This window comes from Mycobacterium sp. DBP42, assembly GCF_005924235.1.
GTDB classification, from domain to species: domain Bacteria; phylum Actinomycetota; class Actinomycetes; order Mycobacteriales; family Mycobacteriaceae; genus Mycobacterium; species Mycobacterium syngnathidarum.
In genome coordinates, this window is record NZ_VCMY01000001.1 from 426,241 (window position 1) to 447,031 (window position 20,791).

The 20,791-nt window shown below is 65.8% G+C and carries 22 protein-coding genes; 12 read left to right on the forward strand and 10 right to left on the reverse strand.

The window, feature by feature from the left end; all coding sequences use genetic code 11:
* Positions 1–2: 2 nt before the first annotated feature.
* A complete protein-coding gene (locus tag E0T84_RS02165) occupies positions 3–1,070 on the reverse strand; it encodes a ferredoxin--NADP reductase (protein WP_070187793.1) in 1,068 nt (355 codons plus the stop codon).
* Between the two features lie 168 nt (positions 1,071–1,238).
* Between E0T84_RS02165 and hsaA the strand changes: the two genes are divergently transcribed.
* The 6 genes from hsaA to E0T84_RS02190 all read left to right on the forward strand — a co-directional run bounded on the left by hsaA (position 1,239) and on the right by E0T84_RS02190 (position 7,479).
* Positions 1,239–2,429 (forward strand): 3-hydroxy-9,10-secoandrosta-1,3,5(10)-triene-9,17-dione monooxygenase oxygenase subunit, encoded by a 1,191-nt coding sequence (gene hsaA, locus E0T84_RS02170; protein WP_138743626.1) that lies wholly within the window; start codon positions 1,239–1,241, stop codon positions 2,427–2,429.
* Positions 2,430–2,432: 3 nt separating this feature from the next.
* A complete protein-coding gene (hsaD, locus tag E0T84_RS02175) occupies positions 2,433–3,308 on the forward strand; it encodes a 4,5:9,10-diseco-3-hydroxy-5,9,17-trioxoandrosta-1(10),2-diene-4-oate hydrolase (RefSeq protein WP_138743627.1) in 876 nt (291 codons plus the stop codon).
* Positions 3,309–3,311: 3 nt separating this feature from the next.
* Positions 3,312–4,211 (forward strand): iron-dependent extradiol dioxygenase HsaC, encoded by a 900-nt coding sequence (gene hsaC, locus E0T84_RS02180; protein ID WP_070187796.1) that lies wholly within the window; start codon positions 3,312–3,314, stop codon positions 4,209–4,211.
* 13 nt (positions 4,212–4,224) lie between these two features.
* Positions 4,225–4,794: a 3-hydroxy-9,10-secoandrosta-1,3,5(10)-triene-9,17-dione monooxygenase reductase subunit gene (gene hsaB, locus E0T84_RS02185; protein WP_070187797.1), complete on the forward strand. Its 570-nt coding sequence runs from the start codon at positions 4,225–4,227 to the stop codon at positions 4,792–4,794.
* A 172-nt stretch (positions 4,795–4,966) separates the two neighbouring features.
* Positions 4,967–6,463 carry a hypothetical protein gene (locus E0T84_RS31765; protein WP_249383544.1) on the forward strand — a complete coding sequence of 499 codons (1,497 nt, stop codon included), beginning with the start codon at positions 4,967–4,969 and terminating at the stop codon, positions 6,461–6,463.
* A gap of 176 nt (positions 6,464–6,639) precedes the next feature.
* Positions 6,640–7,479: a mycofactocin-coupled SDR family oxidoreductase gene (locus E0T84_RS02190; RefSeq protein ID WP_138743628.1), complete on the forward strand. Its 840-nt coding sequence runs from the start codon at positions 6,640–6,642 to the stop codon at positions 7,477–7,479.
* Here E0T84_RS02190 and E0T84_RS02195 read toward each other — a convergent pair.
* A complete protein-coding gene (locus E0T84_RS02195; RefSeq protein ID WP_138743629.1) occupies positions 7,472–8,065 on the reverse strand; it encodes a TetR/AcrR family transcriptional regulator in 594 nt (197 codons plus the stop codon). The two genes, E0T84_RS02190 and E0T84_RS02195, sit on opposite strands and share 8 nt — an antisense overlap.
* A gap of 141 nt (positions 8,066–8,206) precedes the next feature.
* Here E0T84_RS02195 and E0T84_RS02200 point away from each other — a divergent pair, with 141 nt between their 5' ends.
* Together E0T84_RS02200 and E0T84_RS02205 are read left to right on the forward strand one after the other, a co-directional pair.
* Complete coding sequence (locus E0T84_RS02200; protein WP_070943937.1) at positions 8,207–8,443, forward strand: ferredoxin; 237 nt, start codon at positions 8,207–8,209, stop codon at positions 8,441–8,443.
* Between the two features lie 3 nt (positions 8,444–8,446).
* A complete protein-coding gene (locus tag E0T84_RS02205) occupies positions 8,447–9,727 on the forward strand; it encodes a cytochrome P450 (RefSeq protein ID WP_138743630.1) in 1,281 nt (426 codons plus the stop codon).
* Positions 9,728–9,804: 77 nt separating this feature from the next.
* Here the strand turns inward: E0T84_RS02205 and E0T84_RS02210 are convergent, their stop codons facing one another.
* Genes E0T84_RS02210 through E0T84_RS02225 form a run of 4 tightly spaced genes read right to left on the reverse strand, consistent with a single transcriptional unit; the run spans position 9,805 to position 13,611 of the window.
* Positions 9,805–11,190, reverse strand: a complete 1,386-nt coding sequence (locus E0T84_RS02210; RefSeq protein ID WP_138743631.1) for an aldehyde dehydrogenase — start codon at positions 11,188–11,190, stop codon at positions 9,805–9,807.
* The gene (locus E0T84_RS02215) at positions 11,187–11,984 is read right to left on the reverse strand and encodes a carboxymuconolactone decarboxylase family protein (protein WP_138743632.1); all 798 of its coding nucleotides are present in this window, start codon (positions 11,982–11,984) and stop codon (positions 11,187–11,189) included. The genes E0T84_RS02210 and E0T84_RS02215 overlap by 4 nt, the downstream gene beginning before the upstream one ends.
* Positions 11,981–12,781: a mycofactocin-coupled SDR family oxidoreductase gene (locus tag E0T84_RS02220; RefSeq protein ID WP_171054856.1), complete on the reverse strand. Its 801-nt coding sequence runs from the start codon at positions 12,779–12,781 to the stop codon at positions 11,981–11,983. The genes E0T84_RS02215 and E0T84_RS02220 overlap by 4 nt, the downstream gene beginning before the upstream one ends.
* Positions 12,781–13,611: a mycofactocin-coupled SDR family oxidoreductase gene (locus E0T84_RS02225; RefSeq protein ID WP_138743633.1), complete on the reverse strand. Its 831-nt coding sequence runs from the start codon at positions 13,609–13,611 to the stop codon at positions 12,781–12,783. The genes E0T84_RS02220 and E0T84_RS02225 overlap by 1 nt, the downstream gene beginning before the upstream one ends.
* 86 nt (positions 13,612–13,697) lie before the next feature.
* Between E0T84_RS02225 and E0T84_RS02230 the strand changes: the two genes are divergently transcribed.
* Positions 13,698–14,258, forward strand: coding sequence for a TetR/AcrR family transcriptional regulator (locus E0T84_RS02230; RefSeq protein WP_138743634.1), 561 nt, complete (start codon positions 13,698–13,700; stop codon positions 14,256–14,258).
* Here the strand turns inward: E0T84_RS02230 and E0T84_RS02235 are convergent.
* From E0T84_RS02235 to E0T84_RS02250, 4 genes are read right to left on the reverse strand one after another with little or no spacing between them, the layout of a single operon-like run.
* On the reverse strand, positions 14,255–15,025 hold the full coding sequence (locus tag E0T84_RS02235) for an alpha/beta fold hydrolase (RefSeq protein ID WP_138743635.1): 771 nt from the start codon (positions 15,023–15,025) through the stop codon (positions 14,255–14,257). The genes E0T84_RS02230 and E0T84_RS02235 overlap by 4 nt on opposite strands.
* Positions 15,026–15,040: 15 nt before the next feature.
* The gene (locus E0T84_RS02240) at positions 15,041–15,469 is read right to left on the reverse strand and encodes a type II toxin-antitoxin system VapC family toxin (protein ID WP_138743636.1); all 429 of its coding nucleotides are present in this window, start codon (positions 15,467–15,469) and stop codon (positions 15,041–15,043) included.
* A complete protein-coding gene (locus tag E0T84_RS02245; protein WP_070187808.1) occupies positions 15,456–15,704 on the reverse strand; it encodes a type II toxin-antitoxin system VapB family antitoxin in 249 nt (82 codons plus the stop codon). The genes E0T84_RS02240 and E0T84_RS02245 overlap by 14 nt, the downstream gene beginning before the upstream one ends.
* A gap of 28 nt (positions 15,705–15,732) precedes the next feature.
* The gene (locus E0T84_RS02250) at positions 15,733–16,650 is read right to left on the reverse strand and encodes a LysR family transcriptional regulator (RefSeq protein ID WP_138743637.1); all 918 of its coding nucleotides are present in this window, start codon (positions 16,648–16,650) and stop codon (positions 15,733–15,735) included.
* 131 nt (positions 16,651–16,781) lie between these two features.
* Here E0T84_RS02250 and E0T84_RS02255 point away from each other — a divergent pair, with 131 nt between their 5' ends.
* From E0T84_RS02255 to E0T84_RS02265, 3 genes are read left to right on the forward strand one after another with little or no spacing between them, the layout of a single operon-like run.
* Positions 16,782–18,110, forward strand: a complete 1,329-nt coding sequence (locus E0T84_RS02255; protein WP_070187810.1) for an MFS transporter — start codon at positions 16,782–16,784, stop codon at positions 18,108–18,110.
* Positions 18,107–18,853, forward strand: coding sequence for a 3-hydroxybutyrate dehydrogenase (locus tag E0T84_RS02260; RefSeq protein ID WP_138743638.1), 747 nt, complete (start codon positions 18,107–18,109; stop codon positions 18,851–18,853). Before E0T84_RS02255 ends, E0T84_RS02260 begins: the two co-directional genes overlap by 4 nt.
* Entirely contained in the window at positions 18,850–20,787 is a 1,938-nt protein-coding gene (locus E0T84_RS02265; RefSeq protein WP_138743639.1) for an acetoacetate--CoA ligase, read from the forward strand. Before E0T84_RS02260 ends, E0T84_RS02265 begins: the two co-directional genes overlap by 4 nt.
* The last annotated feature ends 4 nt before the right edge of the window (positions 20,788–20,791 follow it).

A 20,791-nucleotide genomic window follows, 5' to 3' on the forward strand; every position in this document is an offset into this window, starting at 1 on the left:
CGTTACTCGTCGTAGGTGACTTCGACAGAATCTGACACCGGTGTGGCCTGGCATCCCAGGATCAGGCCCTCGTCGAGGTCGGAGGGTTCCAGCACGTCGTTGATCTTCATCTCGACGTCGCCGGACTTCTTGAGCACCGCGCACGCACCGCAGTGGCCTTCTCGGCAGGAAAACGGCGCATCCAGGCCCTTGTCCAGCAGGACGTCGAGCAGTGTGGCCGAACGCGGCCAGCGGACCTCGTGAGTGGTGCCGTCAAGGGTGACCACCGCGGTGGCCGGCCCCTGATCGCTGTCATCTTCCTCGATGACCACCGCGGCGAACGGGTCGGAGTCCAGCGACTTGAACACCTCGATGTGGATGCGTTCGTCGGCGGCGCCGGCCTGCTGCAGTGCCTGCTCGGCTGCCGCCATGAACGGCCCGGGTCCGCAGATGAACGCCTCGCGCGAGGCGTAGGGCGCGACGACGCCGGCCAGCGCTGCCGGGCTGGGCAACCCCTGCACGGTCTCCAGCCAGTGCACGACGGTGAACCGGTCGGGGTATTTGGCGGCCAGCTCGCGCAGGGTCGCGCCGAAGATGACCGAGTTCTCGTCGCGGTTGGCGTAGACGAGGACGACGTTGCCGCTGCCCTGAGCGAGGGCCGACTTGCAGATCGCCATCATCGGCGTGATGCCGCTGCCCGCGGCCAGAAGCAGGAAGTCGGTGTCGAGATCCTTTGGCACGAAATTGCCCGACGGGGCCAGCACGTGCATCTTCATCCCGGCGTGGGCGTTGTCGCACAACCAATTTGACGCGTAGCCGTCGGCGGTCCGCTTGACCGTGACGGTCAGCTGATCGTCGGTCACCGGGGAACTGGACAGCGAGTAGCAGCGGGCCACCGAGCCGGTTCGCTCGCTGGGTACCCGCAGGGTCAGGAACTGGCCCGGGGAGTAGCGGAGTCTCTCGGAAGGGATGACCGGATCTCCTGGCCCATCAGGCACACAGAACACCAGGGACCGCGCGTCGGCCGTCTCCTCGATGACCGCGCTCACCTGCAGTTCGAGCACATGGCTGCCCAGTGGCTCATCAGTCACGGCTGGACCCTTTCTTCACTCATAACTAGAACATGTTACAAAAACGTACTTGCCCTGGTCCAGCCCACCATTACAAGGCGCTACTCGACACAAATCGTAACGTGTTCTAATCTCTGTCTAGGCGGTCAGCTCGCGCTCATCGCAGTCCGAATCTTGGGAGGCATTTCCGTGACATCCATTGAACAGCGTGACGTGCAGGCGGTTCTGGCCGGCATCGATGAACTGCTGCCGACGCTGCGTGAGCGCGCTCAGGAGACCGAGGATCTGCGCAAGTTGCCCGACGCGAACGTGAAGGCGCTGGAGGACGTCGGTTTCTTCAAGCTGCTGCAGCCCGAGCAGTGGGGTGGCCTGCAGTGCGACCCGACGGTCTTCTACGAGGCCGTCCGGCGACTGGCCAGCGCCTGTGGTTCCACCGGATGGGTGGCCGGCATCATCGGCGTGCACAACTGGCACCTCGCGCTGTTCGATCAGCAGGCCCAGGAGGACGTCTGGGGTGAGGACACCTCGGTTCGGATCTCCTCCTCCTACGCCCCGATGGGTGCAGGCACCGTGACCGAGGCCGGCGACGGCTACATCGTCAACGGCGCCTGGAACTGGTCGTCGGGTTGCGATCACGCCACCTGGGCCTTCCTCGGTGGCCCGGTCATCAAGGACGGCCGCCCTGTCGACTTCGGCAGCTTCCTGATCCCGCGGACCGACTACCAGATCGACGACGTCTGGAATGTGGTCGGCCTGCGCGGCACCGGCAGCAACACGGTCGTGGTCAAGGACGTGTTCGTGCCCAAGCACCGCTTCCTGTCCTACAAGGCGATGAACGACGGCACCGCCGGCGGGTATGAGACCAACGCCGCTCCGGTGTACAAGATGCCTTGGGGCACAATTCATCCCACTACCATCTCGGCCCCGATCGTGGGCATGGCCTACGGTGCCTACGACGCCCACGTCGAGCACCAGGGCAAGCGGGTACGCGCGGCGTTCGCCGGCGAGAAGGCCAAGGACGATCCGTTCGCCAAGATCCGCATCGCCGAGGCGGCCAGCGACATCGACGCCGCCTGGCGCCAGCTGTCGGGCAACGTCGCCGACGAGTACGCACTGCTGGTGGCCGGCGAGGAGATCCCGTTCGAGCTGCGGGCCCGAGCCCGTCGCGATCAGGTCCGTGCCACCGGCCGCGCCATCGCCTCGATCGACCGGCTCTTCGAGGCATCGGGTGCCACCGCGCTGTCCAATGACGCTCCGGTGCAACGGTTCTGGCGTGACGCGCACGCCGGCCGGGTGCACGCCGCAAACGATCCCGAGCGCGCCTACCTGATCTTCGGCAACAACGAGTTCGGCCTGCCCCCGGCCGACACGATGGTCTGATAAATGACTGCCACCCAAGAGATCACGTTCGAGTCCACCTCCCGCTACGCCGACGTGCAGGCCGGCGAGCTGGCCATGCGGCTGCACTACCACGAGGCGGGCGATCCCAACGCGCAGACCATCGTGCTGTTGCACGGCGGCGGGCCCGGTGCGTCGAGCTGGTCGAACTTCGGCCGCAACATCGCGGTGCTGGCCGAGCACTACCACGTGCTGGCGGTCGACCAGCCCGGCTACGGGTTCTCCGACAAGCACACCGAGCACGAGCAGTACAACCGCTACAGCGCCAAGGCGCTGCTCGGACTGTTCGACCACCTCGGTCTGCAGGGCCGGATCCCGCTGCTGGGCAACTCGCTCGGTGGCGGCACCGCGGTGCGTTTCGCGCTGGACTACCCGGACCGGGCGGGCAAGCTGGTGCTGATGGGCCCCGGTGGCCTCAGTGTCAACCTGTTCGCGCCCGACCCGACCGAGGGCGTCAAGGCGCTGGCCAAGTTCAACTTCGAGCCGACGCGCGAGAACCTCGAAGCCTTCATCCGGATCATGGTGTTCGACCAGAAGCTGGTCACCCCGGAGCTGGTCGACGAGCGGTTCGCGATTGCCAGCACGCCGGAGTCGCTGGCCGCCACCCGGGCGATGGGTAAGTCGTTCGCCGGTGCGGACTTCGAACTCGGCATGATGTGGCGCGAGGTCTACAAGCTGCGCCAGCCGGTGCTGCTGATCTGGGGCCGCGAGGACCGGGTCAATCCGCTCGACGGCGCACTGGTCGCGCTCAAGCAGATTCCGCGGGTGCAGCTGCACGTCTTCGGGCAATGTGGACACTGGGCTCAGGTCGAGAAGTTCGACGAGTTCAACAAGCTCACCATCGATTTCCTTGGGAGTTAGCAGATGAGCATCAAGGCACTCGGCTATATGCGCATCGAGGCCACCGATGTGGCGGCCTGGCGCGAGTTCGGGCTGAAGGTTCTGGGCATGGTCGAGGGGGACGGTGCCATCCCCGGCGCGCTCTACCTGAGGATGGACGATTTCGCGGCCCGCCTGGTGATCGTGCCCGGCGAACAGGACCGGTTGCTGATCTCCGGCTGGGAGGTTGCCGACGCTGCCGCCCTGCAGAACCTGCGGGAGACCTTGTCCAAGGCGGGTGTCGATTTCGTCGAAGGCACCCGCGACGAGATCCGCGAGCGCCGGGTCGAGGGCCTGATCCGCTTCTCCGATCCGTCCGGCAACGTGCTCGAGGCGTTCTACGGTGCGCAGTACCTGGGCCGCAGGTTCGTCAGCCCGTATGGCCACAAGTTCGTCACCGCCGAGCAGGGTCTGGGGCATGTGGTGCTGACCTGTGACGACGACGCCGCAGCTCAGGCGTTCTACCAGGACGTGCTCGGCTTCCGGCTGCGCGACTCGATGAGCCTGCCCCCGCAGCTCGCGGGCCGGCCGGCCGACGGCGATCCGGTCTGGCTGCGCTTCTACGGCTGCAATCCGCGGCACCACGCGCTGGCCTTCATGCCGATGCCCAACCCGACAGGCATCGTGCACCTGATGGTCGAGGTGGAGAACTCCGACGACGTCGGCCTGTGCCTGGACCGCGCCGACCGCCGGAAGGTCAAGATGTCGGCCACGCTCGGCCGGCACATCAACGACAAGATGCTGTCGTTCTACATGAAGACCCCCGGTGGGTTCGACATGGAATTCGGTTGTGAAGGATTGGAAGTCGAGGACGAGAGCTGGATCGCCCGCGAGAGCGTGGGCATCAGCCTCTGGGGCCACGACTTCTCCGTCGGATTCAAGTAACGCAGGCGTTCAGATGACACAGGCTCAGCCGATTGACCCGCGTACGTTCCGAAATGTGCTCGGCCAGTTCTGTACTGGCGTCACGGTCATCACGACACTGCACGACGACGTGCCGATCGGCTTTGCCTGTCAGTCGTTCGCCGCGCTCTCGCTCGACCCGCCGCTGGTGTTGTTCTGCCCCACCAAGCAGTCACGGGCGTGGCAGGCCATCGAGGCCAGCGGGAAGTTCTGTGTGAACATGCTGCACGAGAAGCAGCAGCATGTGTCCGCGCAGTTCGGCTCCAAGGCGCCGGACAAATTCGCCGGAATCGATTGGACGCCATCAGAACTCGGCTCTCCGGTGCTCGACGGCAGCCTCGCTCACATCGACTGCAACGTGCACTCCGTGCACGACGGTGGCGACCACTTCGTGGTGTTCGGTTCGGTGCATTCGCTGTCGGAAGTTCCCAAGCGCAAGCCTCGTCCGCTGTTGTTCTACCGTGGCGAGTACACCGGGATCGAGCCGGACAAGAACACCCCGGCGCAGTGGCGTGACGACCTGGATGCATTCCTGACAGCTACGACGTCCGACACCTGGCTCTGACCTTTCACAGCTGACGCGAACTGGGCCCCCTCCTCACGGAGGGGGCCCAGTTCGTGCGCTCAGCACATATTTACCTAGACGAAAGTCAGGTTAGGCATACCTATTGATATTTAGGGAAAGCTAAGCTAATTTTTGGTCGTTCCTCAGTCAACTATCAGTTTCAGGAGATTTCGTGCCCCAACCTGCTCTTGCCTCCTCCGGTGCCGCTCCGGCGGCCAGTCGGAGGGACAAGTTCCTTCTCGCCGGCGTCGCCATGATGAGCGCCAGCGCCATCGCGGTGACCCCGGTCGCTCAGAACAACACGGTCATCCAGCAGGCAAAGTCGCTTGCCTACGACCTGACCGCGACGATGGACGCGACCGCGTCTCCGGTCGACGTCTACGGGTCGTTGTTCGAAGCAACGTTCGACAACCTCCAGTCCCTGGGCGGAGCCGTTGCCGCCAACCCGGCACCGTTGCTGAGCCAGGTGATGGAGAACCAGCTGGGCTACGCCGAGAAGTTCGGTGCGGCGTTCGAGGCCATCCCCACCTCCCTGCAGAACTGGTACGACGGTCGCAACGGCAAGATCAAGTTGGATGCGGCGCAGGCCGCGCTCCAGAACGGCGACGTGGCCGGCGCGTACGAGTTGTTCAACGCCTCAATGCTGTACGCGTTCCAGGGCGCCTTTGGTCCGTTGATCGCTCCTGGGTTCATCCTCTCGGGCATCCCGCGCGGTGGCAGCGAGTACATGGTCGGGATCCCAGAGCAGATCGCCCAGAACTTCACGAACCTGGTCGCCGCGACCTTTACCTCCAGCGTCGTCGTGAGTGCCCTCTTCCAGGGCGGCTTCGCGATGGTCAGTGGCCCGGCATTCGAGCTTGCACGCGTTGCCGAGGCGATCAGCACCAGCGTGTCCACCGGAGATATGGAGGGTGCCTTCAACGCCGTGGTGAACACGCCGGGCATCCTCGTCAACGCGGCGCTCAACGGATTCGACTATGCCGACCCCGATGAGTCGGGCGCCGGTGGCTACACGGAATGGCCGGCGCTGCTCACCTGGGCCGAGCCCGGCGAGCAGGGCGGCTCGCGGGTCGTCGCTGGTCTGCTGCAGAACCTGCTGGTCAACATCCCCAAGAGCCTCGCCGATGCCATCGACAACACCCCGGAGGTCGCCGCTCCGTCGGCGGTGCCGACGAGCGCCTCTGCCCAGCTGGTTTCCGCGCTTACTCCCAAGGCCGCCTCGACCGAATCGGCCGCCGAGTCGGTCAAGGAAGCGGCGCCTGCCGTCGAGTCGCCGAAGGTCGAGACCCCGGCCGTGGAAACCCCGAAGGTCGAAACCCCGGCCGCCGAGACTCCGAAGGTCGAAACCCCGGTTGCTGAGGCCGTGAAGGTTGAGACGCCGGTTGCCGATGCTGTTCCGGACGCAACGGAGGAGGCTGCTGCCGATTCCGCCACCGCACCGACGGTCTCCAAGTCGGTTGCTGCCGAGACCAAGGTCAAGGCCAAGGTCGCCGACCGGATCAAGGCCAAGATCAGCGAGGCCAGGCAGGCCCGGCAGGCCAAGGCCAAGGAGGCCAAGGAATCCAAGGCGGCCACGGCAAAGGCCAAGCCGGCCAAGACCAAGGCCGGCGGAGCCGACAAGTCGAAGGGTTCCAGTGACTCCAAGAAGAGCTCGGGCTCTGACTCGTAACAACTAGCGCGGTATGTAGCTGGGCCCCATCCGTCTGGGTGGGGCCCAGTTTCGTATGTTCAGCCCTGCTGTCGGCGGCCCTCGATGCTGACCAACTGATCAAAAAAGTCATTGACAACCGACCTTTGAAATGTGACGGTTTGATCGACCGATCAAAATTAATCGAGAGGGTGGCTATGGTAGGCAGAGTTGAGGGCAAGGTTGCCCTCGTCACCGGGGCGGCACGCGGGCAGGGGCGCAGCCATGCGCTGCGATTGGCTCAAGAAGGTGCCGACATCATCGCCGTCGACGTCTGCGGCCCGATCACCGACACCAGCGCGATCCCGGCGTCGACCCCGGACGATCTGGCCGAGACGGCGGATCTGGTCAAAGGGCTGGATCGCCGGATCGTCACGGCCGAGCTGGACGTGCGTGACTTCGCCGCGCTCAAGGAGGCGGTCGAAAGCGGTGTCGAGCAGCTCGGCCGCCTCGACATCGTGGTGGCCAACGCGGGCATCGGCAACGGCGGCGACGTCTTGCACGAGACCAAGGAATCCGACTGGGACGACATGATCGGCGTCAACCTCTCGGGTGTCTGGAAGACTGTGAAAGCCGCAGTGCCGCATATTCTTTCCGGCGGTCAGGGTGGATCGATCGTCCTGACCAGCTCGGTCGGCGGGCTGAAGGCCTACCCCAACACCGGGCACTACATCGCGGCCAAGCACGGGGTGATCGGCTTGATGCGCAGCTTCGCGGTGGAGTTGGGGCAGCATTCGATCCGGGTGAACTCGGTGTGTCCGACGAACGTCAACACCCCGATGTTCATGAACAAGGGCACGATGAAGCTCTTCCGCCCGGATCTGGAGAACCCGGGCCCCGACGACATGGCGGTGGTCGCCCAGCTCATGCACGTGCTTCCGGTCGGGTGGGTCGAGCCCGTCGACATCAGCAATGCGGTGCTGTTTCTGGCCTCCGACGAGGCCCGCTACATCACCGGCCTGCCGGTCACCGTCGATGCGGGCAGCATGCTCAAGTAGCGGTCGCCTCGCTGCCGAACCGGCGCAGGAACCGTTCGACGAAGGCGCGGAACTCGGCGTGGCCTTCGGTCACGCCGACCGCCTCTTCGTTGCACAGGCTGCGGGCGGACTGGGTGAGCAGCATCGACATCACCACCGGCGGAAACTCCTCCATGTCCACACCGTGGGCCCGCAGGACGCCGGCCATGGCGGTCGCCTCGATGTCGCGGACCCGTTCGGAGTAGGCCTTGAGTTCCACGCCGATCGCCTTGCGGTGATTGGCCAGCGCCATGAACTCGGTGTTGAGGCCGGTCACCCGCGAATCGGAGTTGATCAGCCACAGGGCCCGCAGCGGATCCTCGGTGGTGATGGCCTCGCGCAGCCGGGCCAGGGCGGCGTCGCCGCCACTGCGCAGTACCGCGATGTAGAGGTCGTCGAGAGTGTCGAAGTAGTAGTAGACCAGCGCCGAGCGCACACCGGCGACAGCCGCGATGCGGCGGGTGGTGGCCGCAGCGTAGCCCTCGTCGCGGATAACCTGGGCGGTCGCCTCGATCAGACGCTTGCGGGTGCCCGCGTCCTTTTCCTTCGCCGCACGTGCCGCCGCCATCAGTGCAGCTCCCCAAAGTCATTGCCCGGCAACATGTATTTCGCACCAGCCGGGAACCTTGACCGACGAATGCCGGGGGTGGTAAGCATGAGCCATCCTAACGGTTTGATCGACTGATCAAATTTGGAACTGAGGAAACAGATGCCCGAAGACATCAGCGCGGCCCGGGTCCAGGTGGACGCCGGCCTGTGCGAAGGCCATGCACTGTGCATCCAACTTGCCCCTGAGGTATTCGACCTGTCCGACGACGAGGTGGCCGGCGCTGCCCCGGTGGACGGGCAGTGGGATCAAGGTACCTGGGACAACGTCAAATCCGCCGTCGACGCCTGCCCGCGCCAGGCGATCAGCCTGCTCAACACCAGCACGAAAGGCCAGTGAGCCATGACCGATCTCGCCTCCGTCGACTACTTCGCCGACCCGGCTGTTGCCCAAGCTCCTTACGAGTACTACGAATACCTGCGCAGCAATGGCCCGGTGTTCGCCGAACCGCACCACGGCGTGGTGGCGGTGACGGGCTACCAGGAGGTCATGGCGGCCTTCAAAGACCATGGCTCGTTCTCGGCCGTCAACGCGATCGGCGGGCTGTTCCCACCGCTGCCCTTCGAGCCCGAGGGCGACGACATCACGGAGCAGATCGAGGCTCACCGCCACTTGTTCCCCATCCACGAGCACATGGTGGTGATGGACCCACCGCAACATGAGCGGGCCCGCTCATTGCTGAGCAAGCTGCTCACGCCGCGGCGGCTCAAGGAGAACGAGGACTACATGTGGCAGCTGGTCGATCGCCAGCTCGATCGATTCATCGACAACGGAAAGTGCGAGTTCCTCTCCGAGTACGCCAAGCCGTTTGCCACCTCGGCGATCATCGACCTGCTGGGTGTCCCGCAGGAGGACCGCCCGGAATTCCTTGCCGCACTGGGTGCCGAGCGGCCGGACGGCAACCGCGTCGGTGCACTCGACGGCGAGCCGGTAGGACTGGACCCCCTGCAGTACCTGGACGACAAGTTCGCCGGCTACCTCGCCGAACGCCGGCGCGAGCCCCGCGGGGACGTGCTCTCCGGTATGGCCACCGCCACCTATCCCGACGGCTCGACCCCTGAGCTGTTGGAGGTGGTCAAGCCGGCGACATTCCTGTTCGCTGCCGGCCAGGAGACTGTTACCAAGCTGCTCACCGCCGCGGTGCAGGTGTTGGGCGACCACCCCGAGTATCAGCAGAAATTGCGCGAAAACCCAGACGGTATACCGACTTTCATCGAGGAAGCACTGCGGATGCATTCTCCGACGAAGGTCGACTTCCGGCTGGTCCGCAAGACCACCACCCTCGGCGGCGTGCGTCTGAAGGCCGGAACCATCGTCATGCTCTGCCTGGGTGCGGCCAACCGTGACCCACGCAAATTCGACGATCCGCACGAGTTCCGTCCGGATCGCAAGAACGTCCGCGAACACATCGCGTTCGGCCGCGGCATCCACACCTGCGCGGGGGCCCCGCTGGCCCGCGCAGAAGGGCAGATCACCGTCCGCCGGCTGCTGGACCGCATGCGGGACATCGGAATCGATGAATCCGCACACGGTCCGGCTGGGCGGCGCAACTACACCTATGAGCCGACGTTCCTGCTCCGGGGGCTGACCGAACTGAACATCACCTTCACCCCGGCCGGATAACACTCGGCCGAACAGACACATATGTCCCCGAAATCGATGGATTTCGGGGACATATGTGTCTGCTCGCGGCAGGAAAATCAGCGCACTGCGATCCGGATGTTCTTCACCTGCTGGAACTCGTTGAGGCCCTCGATGCCGCCGGTGCGCCCCGCGCCGCTCTGTTTGTAACCGCCGTACGGACCTTGCGGTGAGATGTCGCTGAACTGGTTGATCCACACGGATCCGGATTCGAGTCGCCGGGCCACGCGGTGTGCGCGGTTGAGGTCCGTCGTCTGGACGAACGCGTTCAATCCGAAGGGGGTGTCGTTGGCGATCCGCACGGCCTCGTCTTCGTCACGGAATCTCATCACCGAGACCACCGGCCCGAAGGTTTCCAGCTGCGCGAGTTCCGAGGCGTTGTCCACACCGCCGAACACGGTGGGCTCGATGTAGTAGCCCTCGGCGAGCTGCCCGCCGATCCGCCTGCCGCCCAACAACAATTCACCTGCACCGCCGGAAACGGCAGTGTCGACCGCGGTCAGGATCCGGTCGGCCGCGGCCTGGCTGATCACCGGCCCGAACGTGGTCGCCGGATCCATCGGGTCGCCGATGCATGCCGTGCCGACCACGTCGAGGAACTTCTGAACGAATTCGTCGTAGACCTTGTCTTGGACCAAGATCCGGCTCGCGCAAGCGCAGCTCTGCCCGGATTGCATGAGCGGGCCCTGATGCGCCGACAGGGACGCGGCCAGGTCAAGGTCGGCGTCGGCGAAGATGAGGTTGGCCGATTTGCCACCCAACTCGGTGACCACCGGCGTGAGATTCGTTGCGGCGGACTGCAATACCTTGCGTGCGGTGGCGCCGCCGCCGGTGAAGGCGATCTTGCCGATCTCGGGATGACGCACCAACGCATCGCCGCCCTTGGCGTCGGCGGGGACGACGGTGACCAGCCCCTCGGGTAGTCCGGCCTCGAGGCACAGCTCGCCGAAGCGCAGCGCCGCGAACGGCGCGAGCTCGGAGGGCTTGAGGACGACGGCGTTGCCGGCGGCCAGTGCCGGTGCGACGCATGATCCCGTGACCACCAGGGCGCCGTTCCACGGAGTGATGACGCCGACGACGCCGTACGGCTCACGCTCGACGAGGTTGATGTCAAAGGATCCGTTGACCGGAGTGGTCACCCCGTGTGGCTTGTCGGCATAGCCCGCGAAATGCCGGAGGAACCGTTCAAGAAGCATTGCGGTGCCCGCGAACGAGATCGGCACCGCGTAATCGTCCACGTTCAGCTTTGCGAGCTCTCCGAGGTGCTCGTGCACCACGTCGGCCAGGCCGATCAGCAGGTCCCGGCGCCGGTCGACTGTCAGTGAGACCCATTCACGCTGCGCCTTCGCGGCCGTTTGGACTGCCTCGTCGATCTCGGCAGGACCGGCCAGCGTCACAATGCCGTTCGGCCGGCCGGTGGCCGGATAGATGTGCTCGACCTTCATGCCTCGGCTTTCCACTCGCCAAGCACCCGCTGCTTCTGCTCGCCGATCACCTGATTGAGGTTCGCGGCCTTGGGCCATCCGTAATAGGCGGCGAAATGCAGTGCCAGCTCGTCCATTTCCTCGAAGGAGACGTCGCGGCTCTTGAGCGCGGCATAGACGTGGCTGAGGATCGGCAGCGGCGCGTCCTGGAACGCCACACAGGCCACCGTCACCAGGCGACGCTCCTTCATGCCGAGTCCGGGCCGCAGCCACATCTCCCCGAACACGAAATTGAGGATGCCGGCCCCGGAGTACGGATTGTCGCGGGTCGGGGCGAACGGTATGCAGTTGATGTCCCGGAAGGACTGCTCGCCGCAGACCAGCCGTTCCTCGGGATCGCTGGGCGTGGGCAGCGGCAGCAGCGGTTCCGGTGGGGGTGGTGTCAATCCCCGTTCGCGGTGAATGCGGTCCCACTGCTCGTCGACCACGATGTTGAACCGCGAGGCCTTGGGCCAGCCGGCGTACACCGCGAAATGCAGGACAGTTTCCCGCATTTCGACGATGGATACGTCGCCGCTGTTCAGCGCGGCATAGACGTGATCGCGCAAGGGCCCTTCGGCGTCGGCCGCCGCGACGCACGGCAGCGTGACGAATCGTCGGTCCCGACGGCTCAGAGCGGAGCGCGGCCACACTTCGGCGAACACGAAGTCGATGAGATTGGTGGTTGCCGGGGAATCATCCGGAGGTGCCTCGAATGTCATCACCTCGGCGAACTCGCGTCTGCCTCGCTCGGTCCGGGTATCGGAGGCTGTCATCGGACCGTCGCCCCCGCGTCGATCTTGAATTCCAGCCCGGTGACGTGCCGGGCCTCGTCGGAGATAAGGAACAGCACCGCGTTGCTGATGTCCCGCGCGTCGGTCATCTGGATCGGCAGTGCGTTCTGGAAAATCGGCCCCAGGTCTTGACGAGACTCGTGGATCAAGGTGTGCAACGTGTCGGGCCGGAGCCCCGTGGCGACACCGGTGGGGTGCACCGTGTTGACCCGAACATTCACCGCGGCAAGCTCATTGGCCAGGGCACGGCTGAGGCCCACCACACCGTGTTTGGATGCCGTGTACGGCGTGTGCAGAGGTGAGCCCTTGATCCCCGCCACCGAACTGACGTTGATCAGGCTGCCGCCGCGTCCCACCAGGTGGGGCAGCGCGGCCGCGCAGGTGTTCCAGGTGCCGATCAGGTTGACATCGACGACGGTGCGCCATTGCTCCGCGGTGGTGGTATCCCAGGTGCCCGCGGTCAGCACTCCGGCGTTGGCGATCGAAGCCTCCAGGCCGCCGAGCTTTGCCACGCCCTCGGCCACCGCGGAGCTCAGTGCCGCACCGTCGCGCACGTCGACCACGTATGTCAGTGCCTTCCGGCCGAGTTCCCGCACCTGGCGGGCAGTTTCGTCCAGATCCTCGCGGGTGGCCAGCGGGTATTCCACCTTTGGCAGCGACTCGCAGATGTCGACGAGGATGACGTCGGCGCCTTCCTCGGCCAGGCGTACGGCGTGGCTTCGACCCATTCCGCGTGCTGCGCCGGTGATCAGCACGCGCTTGCCGGTGACGCGTCCCATCAGAGTTTGTTCGTGAAGCCGGCGTCGACGGGGAGGGTGACCCCGGTGACGTACTTGGCGGCATCGGAGACCAGATAGCTGATGGCCGCGGTGATGTCCTGCGGTTCCAGCAGCGACACCGGCATCGGGTTCTGCAGATGTGGGCCGCCGTCGGGGTAGTTCTCCAGGAATGCCGTCATCGCCGGGTTGACCGCCATCATGGTGTTGACCGCGGTGGGATGCACCGTGTTGACCCGGATGCTGTGTGGGGCAAGGGCATTGGCCAGGGTGCGCATGAGCCCGACGATGCCGTGCTTGGACGCCGCGTAACCCAGGCCGCCGCCCTGCAGTCCACCGAACCCGCGGAGCCCGGCGGTGGAGGAGGTGAAGACGATCGACCCGCCGCGACCGCCTTCGATCAGATGGGGGATTGCGGCCTTGGCGGTATGGAAGGAGCCGACGAGGTTGACGTCGAGCACGTCGGTCCACATCTCGAGGTCTTCTTCGATGGTCAGCTCGCGGAACGCCATCGTGGCGATGCCCGCGTTGGCGAGCACGATGTCGAGCCGTCCGAACCGTTCGACGCCCGCGTCGAGCGCGGCTTTCAGTTCGTGGAAATCGCGGACGTCGGCGACCGCGGCCACCATCTTGCCGCCGGCCGCCTCGACGAGGGCGACCGTTTCGTCGAGCTCCTCGCGGCTGGCCATCGGGTAGCCGTTCGATGGGATGTCGGCGCAGATGTCCACGCCGATGATGTCCGCGCCGTCACCTGCCAGTGCCACCGCGTGACTGCGGCCCTGGCCTCGGGCTACCCCGGTGATGAAGGCAACTTTTCCGTCCAGATTTCCCATTGATCCTCACTTCGCCGAATGGCTGTAACCGTGTTACAGCGGTACGGTAACGTGGTTACTCTCCGGCGGCAAGGGTGTTCTCAACAGTGGCAGAAGAGCGTGATCGGATCCTCGACATTGTCGTCGAGCTCCTCGAAACCGAGGGCTACGAGGCGGTGCAGTTGCGTGAGGTGGCGCGGAGGGCCAAGACCTCACTGGCCACCATCTACAAGCGCTACTCCACCCGCGACGAGTTGATCCTCACCGCGCTGGATTCCTGGATGGCCGAGAATCGGTACTCCGGCGTTGCGGGGCAGACGCGTGAACCGGGGGAGTCCCTCTATGAGGCGATGATGCGGATGTTCCGCACGATCTTCGAGCCGTGGGAGAAGCACCCCGACATGCTCAGGGCCTACTCCCGGGCCAGGGCGGCTCCCGGTGGTGACCGTCTGGTGCGCCGCGGGCTGGACGCGGTGGTTCCCGCCGGCCTGTCCATCCTGGCCGGGATCGACGAAGACTTCGTGCACGACCTCGACACCATCATCACCAGCCTGGTGTTCGGTTTGGTCGGCCGGTTCACCGCGGGCGAGATCGCCATCACCGAGATCCTGCCCAGCCTCGACCGCACCATCTACTGGCTCAGCGCGGGGTACGAGGCGCGTCGTTAGCCAAGGTGTGCGCCGATGAACTCGACGATGTCCGCGGCGACCTCGCGGTGCACCGACTCGTTGAGGATGTCGTGACGCCCGCCCGGAAACTCCTTGAACTGCAACGGCTCTACCTGTTCGGCATAGGCCCTGACGGCGCCGGCCGGGGCGATCACGTCGGCCGCGCCGTGCAGGGCCAGGGTGGGCACCGTGAGCTTGGGAAGTTCGGCGCCGAATCGGTCCCAGGCCCGGTCAAGCTCGCGGGTGAGCGAGGTCCCGTCGGCGTCGACGAAGGCCAACGGGTCGTTCTCCAGGGCGTCGAGGTAGAACGGGTCGGAAGACAGCCAGTTCGGGTCCAGCTCCAATTCGGTGTTCCTGTCGAGCATTTCGGGGATCGGGACCAACGGGGCGCCGGAGATGACGCCGGCCCGGTACCGGTCGGGTTCGCGAAGCAACCGGAACAGGGTGACAACCGAACCGAATGAATGTCCCTGTGCCACCAGCGGAATACCTGGGGTTTCGTGCTCGGCGAGGCCGGTCAGGGATTCGGCCAGTGATGAGCTGTCCTCGATACTGCCGAAGTCGCCCCGGGTGCCCGGGGTCAGGCCGTGACCGAACTGATCGACCGCCCACAGGTCGATCCCCGCGGCGTTGAGGGCGAAGCCGTAGCGGTGGTAGACGCCGGTGTGCTCACCGAACCCGTGCAGGAAGATGACGGCGGCGCGGGGCTGGGGTGCGGCCCAGTGCCGGTAGTAGGCCCGCCCGCGGTCGTGGTCGATGAATGGCATGCCTGCCAGTCAACGTCAGTCGAATGGTGGTCGCCAGCGCAATCCGGGAAATCGCGCGAATGCTCGATCGGTGGTGATCCAGGTCGCGCTGTTTTCGATGGCAAGCGCGGCGTGGTACGCATCAGGCACGGCGTTGGCTTTTGCTCCGGTGTCGGTGCACAGCGAGGCGAAGATGGCCCAGTGGCGGGGCCCGGGCCGAATGGGCACTGCCGCCGGTGCCGATCGGATCGCCCGGCACGCGTCGAGCGCCTGGGACGTCGAACTGGGCTCCCGGAAGACCCGGTGGTTGGTCAACAGTCGGATCACGCCGGACAGCACCAGGTCGCTGACGCCGACGGGCTCGTCCGCGTTGAGCGCGCCCGAAAACCATGCGGCGTACTTTTCATGGTCGACGCTGTCCTGGCGAATGGCGTAGATCAGAACGTTGACGTCAGGGAGAAGCATTGTCGCCCAACAGTTCGGCGAGTGCTTCCTTGTCGTCGAGGTCGACGCCCGGGCGCAGGCCGCCGCTTCCGTGTGTCGGCAATCGGAACTCGGGTGCTGCGGTCTCGCCGGCGACGCGACTCAACATCTCGCGCAGTGCATCCTCGACCACAGAGCCGAGGGAACGCGACGTGCGGGCCGCCACAACCTTGGCCTCGGCCAGCAGCGCGTCGTCGATGTTGACAGTGGTGCGCACTGTTGCATCATAGCATCAGGCATGTGCATCATGATGCGTCGGTGCCCAACAGCACGTCCTGCTGGTCGGCCATCCGGTCGTGGATCGCTTCGACCACCGCGGCCACCACCGGGCGCCGCAGCGTCTCGGCCCGCGCCACCAGCCAGTAGCTCAGTTGAACGGTCAGTTCTGCGGGCAGCACCCGGACCAGGTCCTCATGCCGGTCGGCCATGAAGCAGGGCAACAGGCCCAGCCCGGCCGCGGCGCGGGTGGCCTCGACGTGGACGAAGACGTTGGTGGAGGTCACCGATTCGCGCATGGCCGGCGCGAAACTGGTCGCCATGTCGAGGTCGTCCACCTGCAGCATCGAGTCGATGAAGTAGACCAGCGGAAAGCGCGCCAGATCCCCGATGTCGGACGGGGTGCCGTGCTCGGCGAGGTAGTCGCGGGCGCCGTAGAGACCGAGGCAATAGTCACCGAGGCGGATGGCCTCGGCCCGTCTCACCTGGGGCGTGCCCACGACGATCTCGAGGTCCAGGCTCGAACGCTGTTGGGACGCGCGCCGCGTGGCGGTGACGATCTCGACCGCCAGTCGTGGGTGACGACGCTGCACCTGGGCCGCCGCGGGTGCGGCGATGTAGGCACTGAAGCCGTCCGTCGCCGAGACCCGCACCACGCCTTCGAGTTGCCGCGTGCCGGTGCTGCCAAGGGTCGACACCGCGGACTCGACGGCTTCGGCGGCTGCCAACGCTTCGCGGCCGAGGTCGGTCAGTTCCCATCCCCCGCCGGCCCGGGTCAGTACCCGGCCGCCGAGGGCCTGCTCCAGTGCGGCGATGCGCCGCGAGATCGTGGTGTGGTTGATGCCGAGTTCGTCGGCCGCGGCGGTGTAGCGACCGGAACGGCCGACGGCCAGGAGAACGAGGAGATCGTCCGCGCTGGGACGCCCGGGCGTTTGCGCACCGTCCATTTCTGCATTTTTGCAGACTGCTGGTGCGGTTTTACCCATTGCGGACGGTTGGGCGTGCATGAATACTCACGAATGCTGTCAGGGGCGTCACAGTGCCCTCGAAGGATGGTTCAAGTCATAAGGAGCCGCGGATGAGCGTGCCCAATGCGACCGGTCTGCGCCGCGTCGTCGCCGCCTCGATGGCAGGCACGGTGGTCGAGTGGTACGAGTTCTTTCTCTACGGAACCGCCGCCACCCTGGTCTTCAACAAGTTGTTCTTCCCGCAGGGCGGCAACGAACTGGACGCCATCATGGCCGCCTTCGGCACGTACGCCATCGGCTTCCTGGCTCGTCCGCTCGGCGGCATCGTGTTCGGTCACTACGGCGACAAGTTCGGCCGTAAGAAGTTGCTGCAGTTCAGCCTGATCCTCGTCGGCCTGGCCACGTTCCTGATGGGCTGCCTGCCGACCTTCGGTCAGATCGGTTATCTGGCTCCCATGCTGCTGGTGGTCCTGCGATTCCTGCAGGGCTTCGCCGTCGGCGGCGAGTGGGGTGGCGCGGTGCTGTTGGTGGCCGAGCACAGCCCGAACCATTCGCGTGGATTCTGGGCCAGCTGGCCACAGGCCGGTGTTCCGGTGGGCAACATGCTGGCCACCGTCGTGCTGCTGCTGCTCAACGGGCTGCTCACCCCTGACGCGTTCCTCTCCTGGGGTTGGCGCGTGGCGTTCTGGCTGTCGGCGGTGGTGGTGTTGATCGGCTACTACATCCGCACCAAGGTCACCGATGCGCCGATTTTCGTTGCGGCCCAACAGGAGGCCGAACAGATCAAGGCCAGCTCGTTCAGCGCGATCGAGGTACTCAAGCGTTACCCGCGCGGGGTGTTCACCGCGATGGGTCTGCGGTTCGGCGAGAACATCATGTACTACCTGGTGGTCACGTTCTCGATCACCTATCTCAAGGAGCACGTGCACTCCGACACCAGCGACATCCTCTGGTGGCTGCTCATCGCGCACACGGTGCACCTGGTGGCCATCCCGACGGTCGGGGCGCTGTCGGACCGGTACGGCCGTCGCCCGGTGTACTTCGTGGGTGCCGTCGGCGCGGCCTGCTGGGGCTTCTTCGCCTACCCGATGATGGACAGTGGCCAGTACCTTCCGGTGATCGCGGCCATCACGCTGGGGCTGGTGATCCATGCCCTGATGTACGCGCCGCAGCCCGCACTGATGTCCGAGATGTTCCCGACCCGGATGCGCTATTCCGGTGTCTCCCTTGGCTATCAGGTCACCTCGATTGCCGCTGGATCGCTGGCCCCGATCATCGCAGTGTGGTTGTTGAAGACCTACTCCTCCTCGGTGCCGATCGCGTTGTATCTGGCGGCAGCCGCGTTGGTGACGTTGATCGCGTTGGCGTTCACCCGCGAGACCAAGGGCGCGGACCTGGCCGAGATCGATGCCGCCGACCTGCAACGAGCCGCGGTATGAGTGATCTGGCCGGCCGCACCGCGCTGGTCACCGGCGCCGCCGGCGGGATCGGAGCGGCGTGCGCCCGCGAACTCGCGTCCCGCGGGGCCGTGGTCACGGTGGCCGACGTCGATGGAGCCGGGGCCGAAGCCGTCGCCAGAGATATCGGCGGAAAGCCTTGGGCGGTCGACCTTCTCGATGTGTCGGCGCTGGAGACACTGACGTTGGACTGCGACATCCTGGTCAACAACGCCGGGGTGCAGAGCATCCACCCGATCCAGGAGTTCCCGCCCGAGCGGTTCCGAATGCTGCTGGCGTTGATGGTCGAGGTGCCGTTTCTGTTGATCCGCGCCGCACTGCCGCACATGTACGCCCAGGGGTTCGGTCGCGTCGTCAACATCTCGTCGGTGCACGGCCTGCGCGCCTCGGAGTTCAAGTCTGGCTACGTCACCGCCAAGCATGCGCTGGAGGGTCTGTCGAAGGTGACCGCGCTGGAGGGCGGGGCCCACGGGGTGACCAGCAACTGCGTCAACCCGGGCTATGTACGGACGCCACTGGTCACCAAGCAGATCGCCGACCAAGCCCGTATCCACGGCATTCCCGAGCAGGACGTACTGACTGAGGTGCTGCTGAAGGAGAGCGCGGTCAAGCAACTGGTGGAACCGGAAGAGGTCGGCGCGTTGGTAGGTTGGCTGGCGTCGCCGGGCGCCCGGATGGTGACCGGGGCGTCGTACACGATGGATGGTGGGTGGAGCGCACGATGACGACAACTGCTCAGTGGGAGCCGACGCCGGAAGGCATCGAGGCCGCCCGGGTTACCGACTTCGCCCGGTTCGTCGAGTCGGGCCTCGGGGTCAGCGCTGCCGACTATCGGAGCTTGTGGCAGTGGTCGGTCGATGATCCGGCGGCGTTCTGGGGCGCAGTCTGGGATTACTTCGACCTGGGTGAGCGGCCGGAGCGGGTGCTCGTCGGCGATGAGATGCCGGGTGTGCAGTGGTTTCCCGGTGCCCGGCTGAACTACGTCGACCAGGTGGCCCGTCAGGCCCGGACCGATCGTCCGGCGATCCTCAACGTGGCCGAAGGCGGCGCGATCACCGAGCTGTCCTGGGCTGAATTGCTGCGCCGTACCGGTGCTTTCGCGCACACATTGCGGTCACTCGGGGTGCAGCCGGGCGATCGGGTCGTCGGCTACCTGCCCAACATCGCCGAGGCCATCATCGCGTTTCTGGCCACCGCGAGCCTCGGTGCGATCTGGAGTGCCTGCGGGCAGGACTACACCGCCAAGGCGGCCCTGGACCGGCTCGGCCAGTTGGAGCCCACCGTGTTGGTGACTGCCGACGGATACCACTTCGGCGGCAAGGCCCACGACAAGAGCGCCGACATCGCCGCGGTGCGCGACGGCCTGCCCACGCTGAAGGCCTCGGTGCTGGTGTCGCGTTTGGGGGGCGCCCGGGAGGACTGGCTGGACTGGGAGTCCGCGACGGCCGGCAGGGCCGAATTGACCACCACACCGGTCGATTTCGCCCACCCACTGTGGGTGCTGTACTCGTCGGGAACCACCGGCCTGCCCAAAGGGATCATGCACGGCCACGGCGGGGTGCTGCTCGAACACCTCAAGGCAGTGTCGCTGCAGTCCGACATCGGTCCCGACGACACGTTCTTCTGGTACACCAGCCCCAGCTGGATGATGTGGAACTTCCAGGTGGCCGGCCTGCTGGTCGGGGCTACCATCGTCTGTTACGAGGGCAGCCCCACCTATCCGACGGCCGATGCCCTGTGGCACATCGCGGCGACCGTCCATGCGACCGTGCTGGGTACCAGCCCGGGCTATGTGCTGGCCTGCGCCAAGGCCGGTGCCGTGCCCCGTGAAGAACACGACCTGTCCGCACTGAAAACCGTTGGTATCACCGGATCTTCGCTGCCGCCGTCATCGGCGCTGTGGTTGCGCGACAACATCGGCGAGCGGGTGCAGGTGTCGTCACTCAGTGGCGGCACCGACGTGGTGTCGGCGTTCATCGGCGGTGCGCCGACCGTGCCGGTGTGGCCGGGCGAGCTGTCCACCCGTTATCTCGGGGCGGCGGTGGACGCCTGGGATGAAAGCGGCAAGCCGGTGCGCGGCGAGGTCGGCGAGCTGGTGATCACCAAGCCGTTGCCCTCGATGCCCATCGCGTTTTGGAACGACGCTGACGGATCCCGGTACCGGGCGGCCTACTTCGAGATGTTTCCGGGAGTCTGGCGGCACGGTGACTGGATCACCATCACCGACCACGACAGCATCGTCGTGCACGGCCGGTCGGACTCCACCCTGAACCGCAACGGAATACGCATGGGCAGTGCCGACATCTACCAGTCGGTGGAGCGATTGCCCGAGGTCGCCGAGGCGCTGGTGATCGGGGCCGAACAGCCCGACGGCGGATACTGGATGCCGTTGTTCGTGGTGCCGGCCGAGGGCGTTGAACTCACGGACTCGGTGCGGGACAAGATCATTCAGACCATCCGCACCGAAGTGTCGCCGCGGCACGTGCCCGACGACATTCTGGTCGCGCCGGGCATACCGCATACCCGCACCGGCAAGAAGCTCGAAGTCCCGATCAAGAAGCTGTTCCAGGGCGCGGATGCGGCCAAGGTGGTCGAGCGCAGCGCCGTAGACAACCCGGACCTGCTCGATTGGTACGCCTCGCAGCGTCCGAAGCGCTGACCGC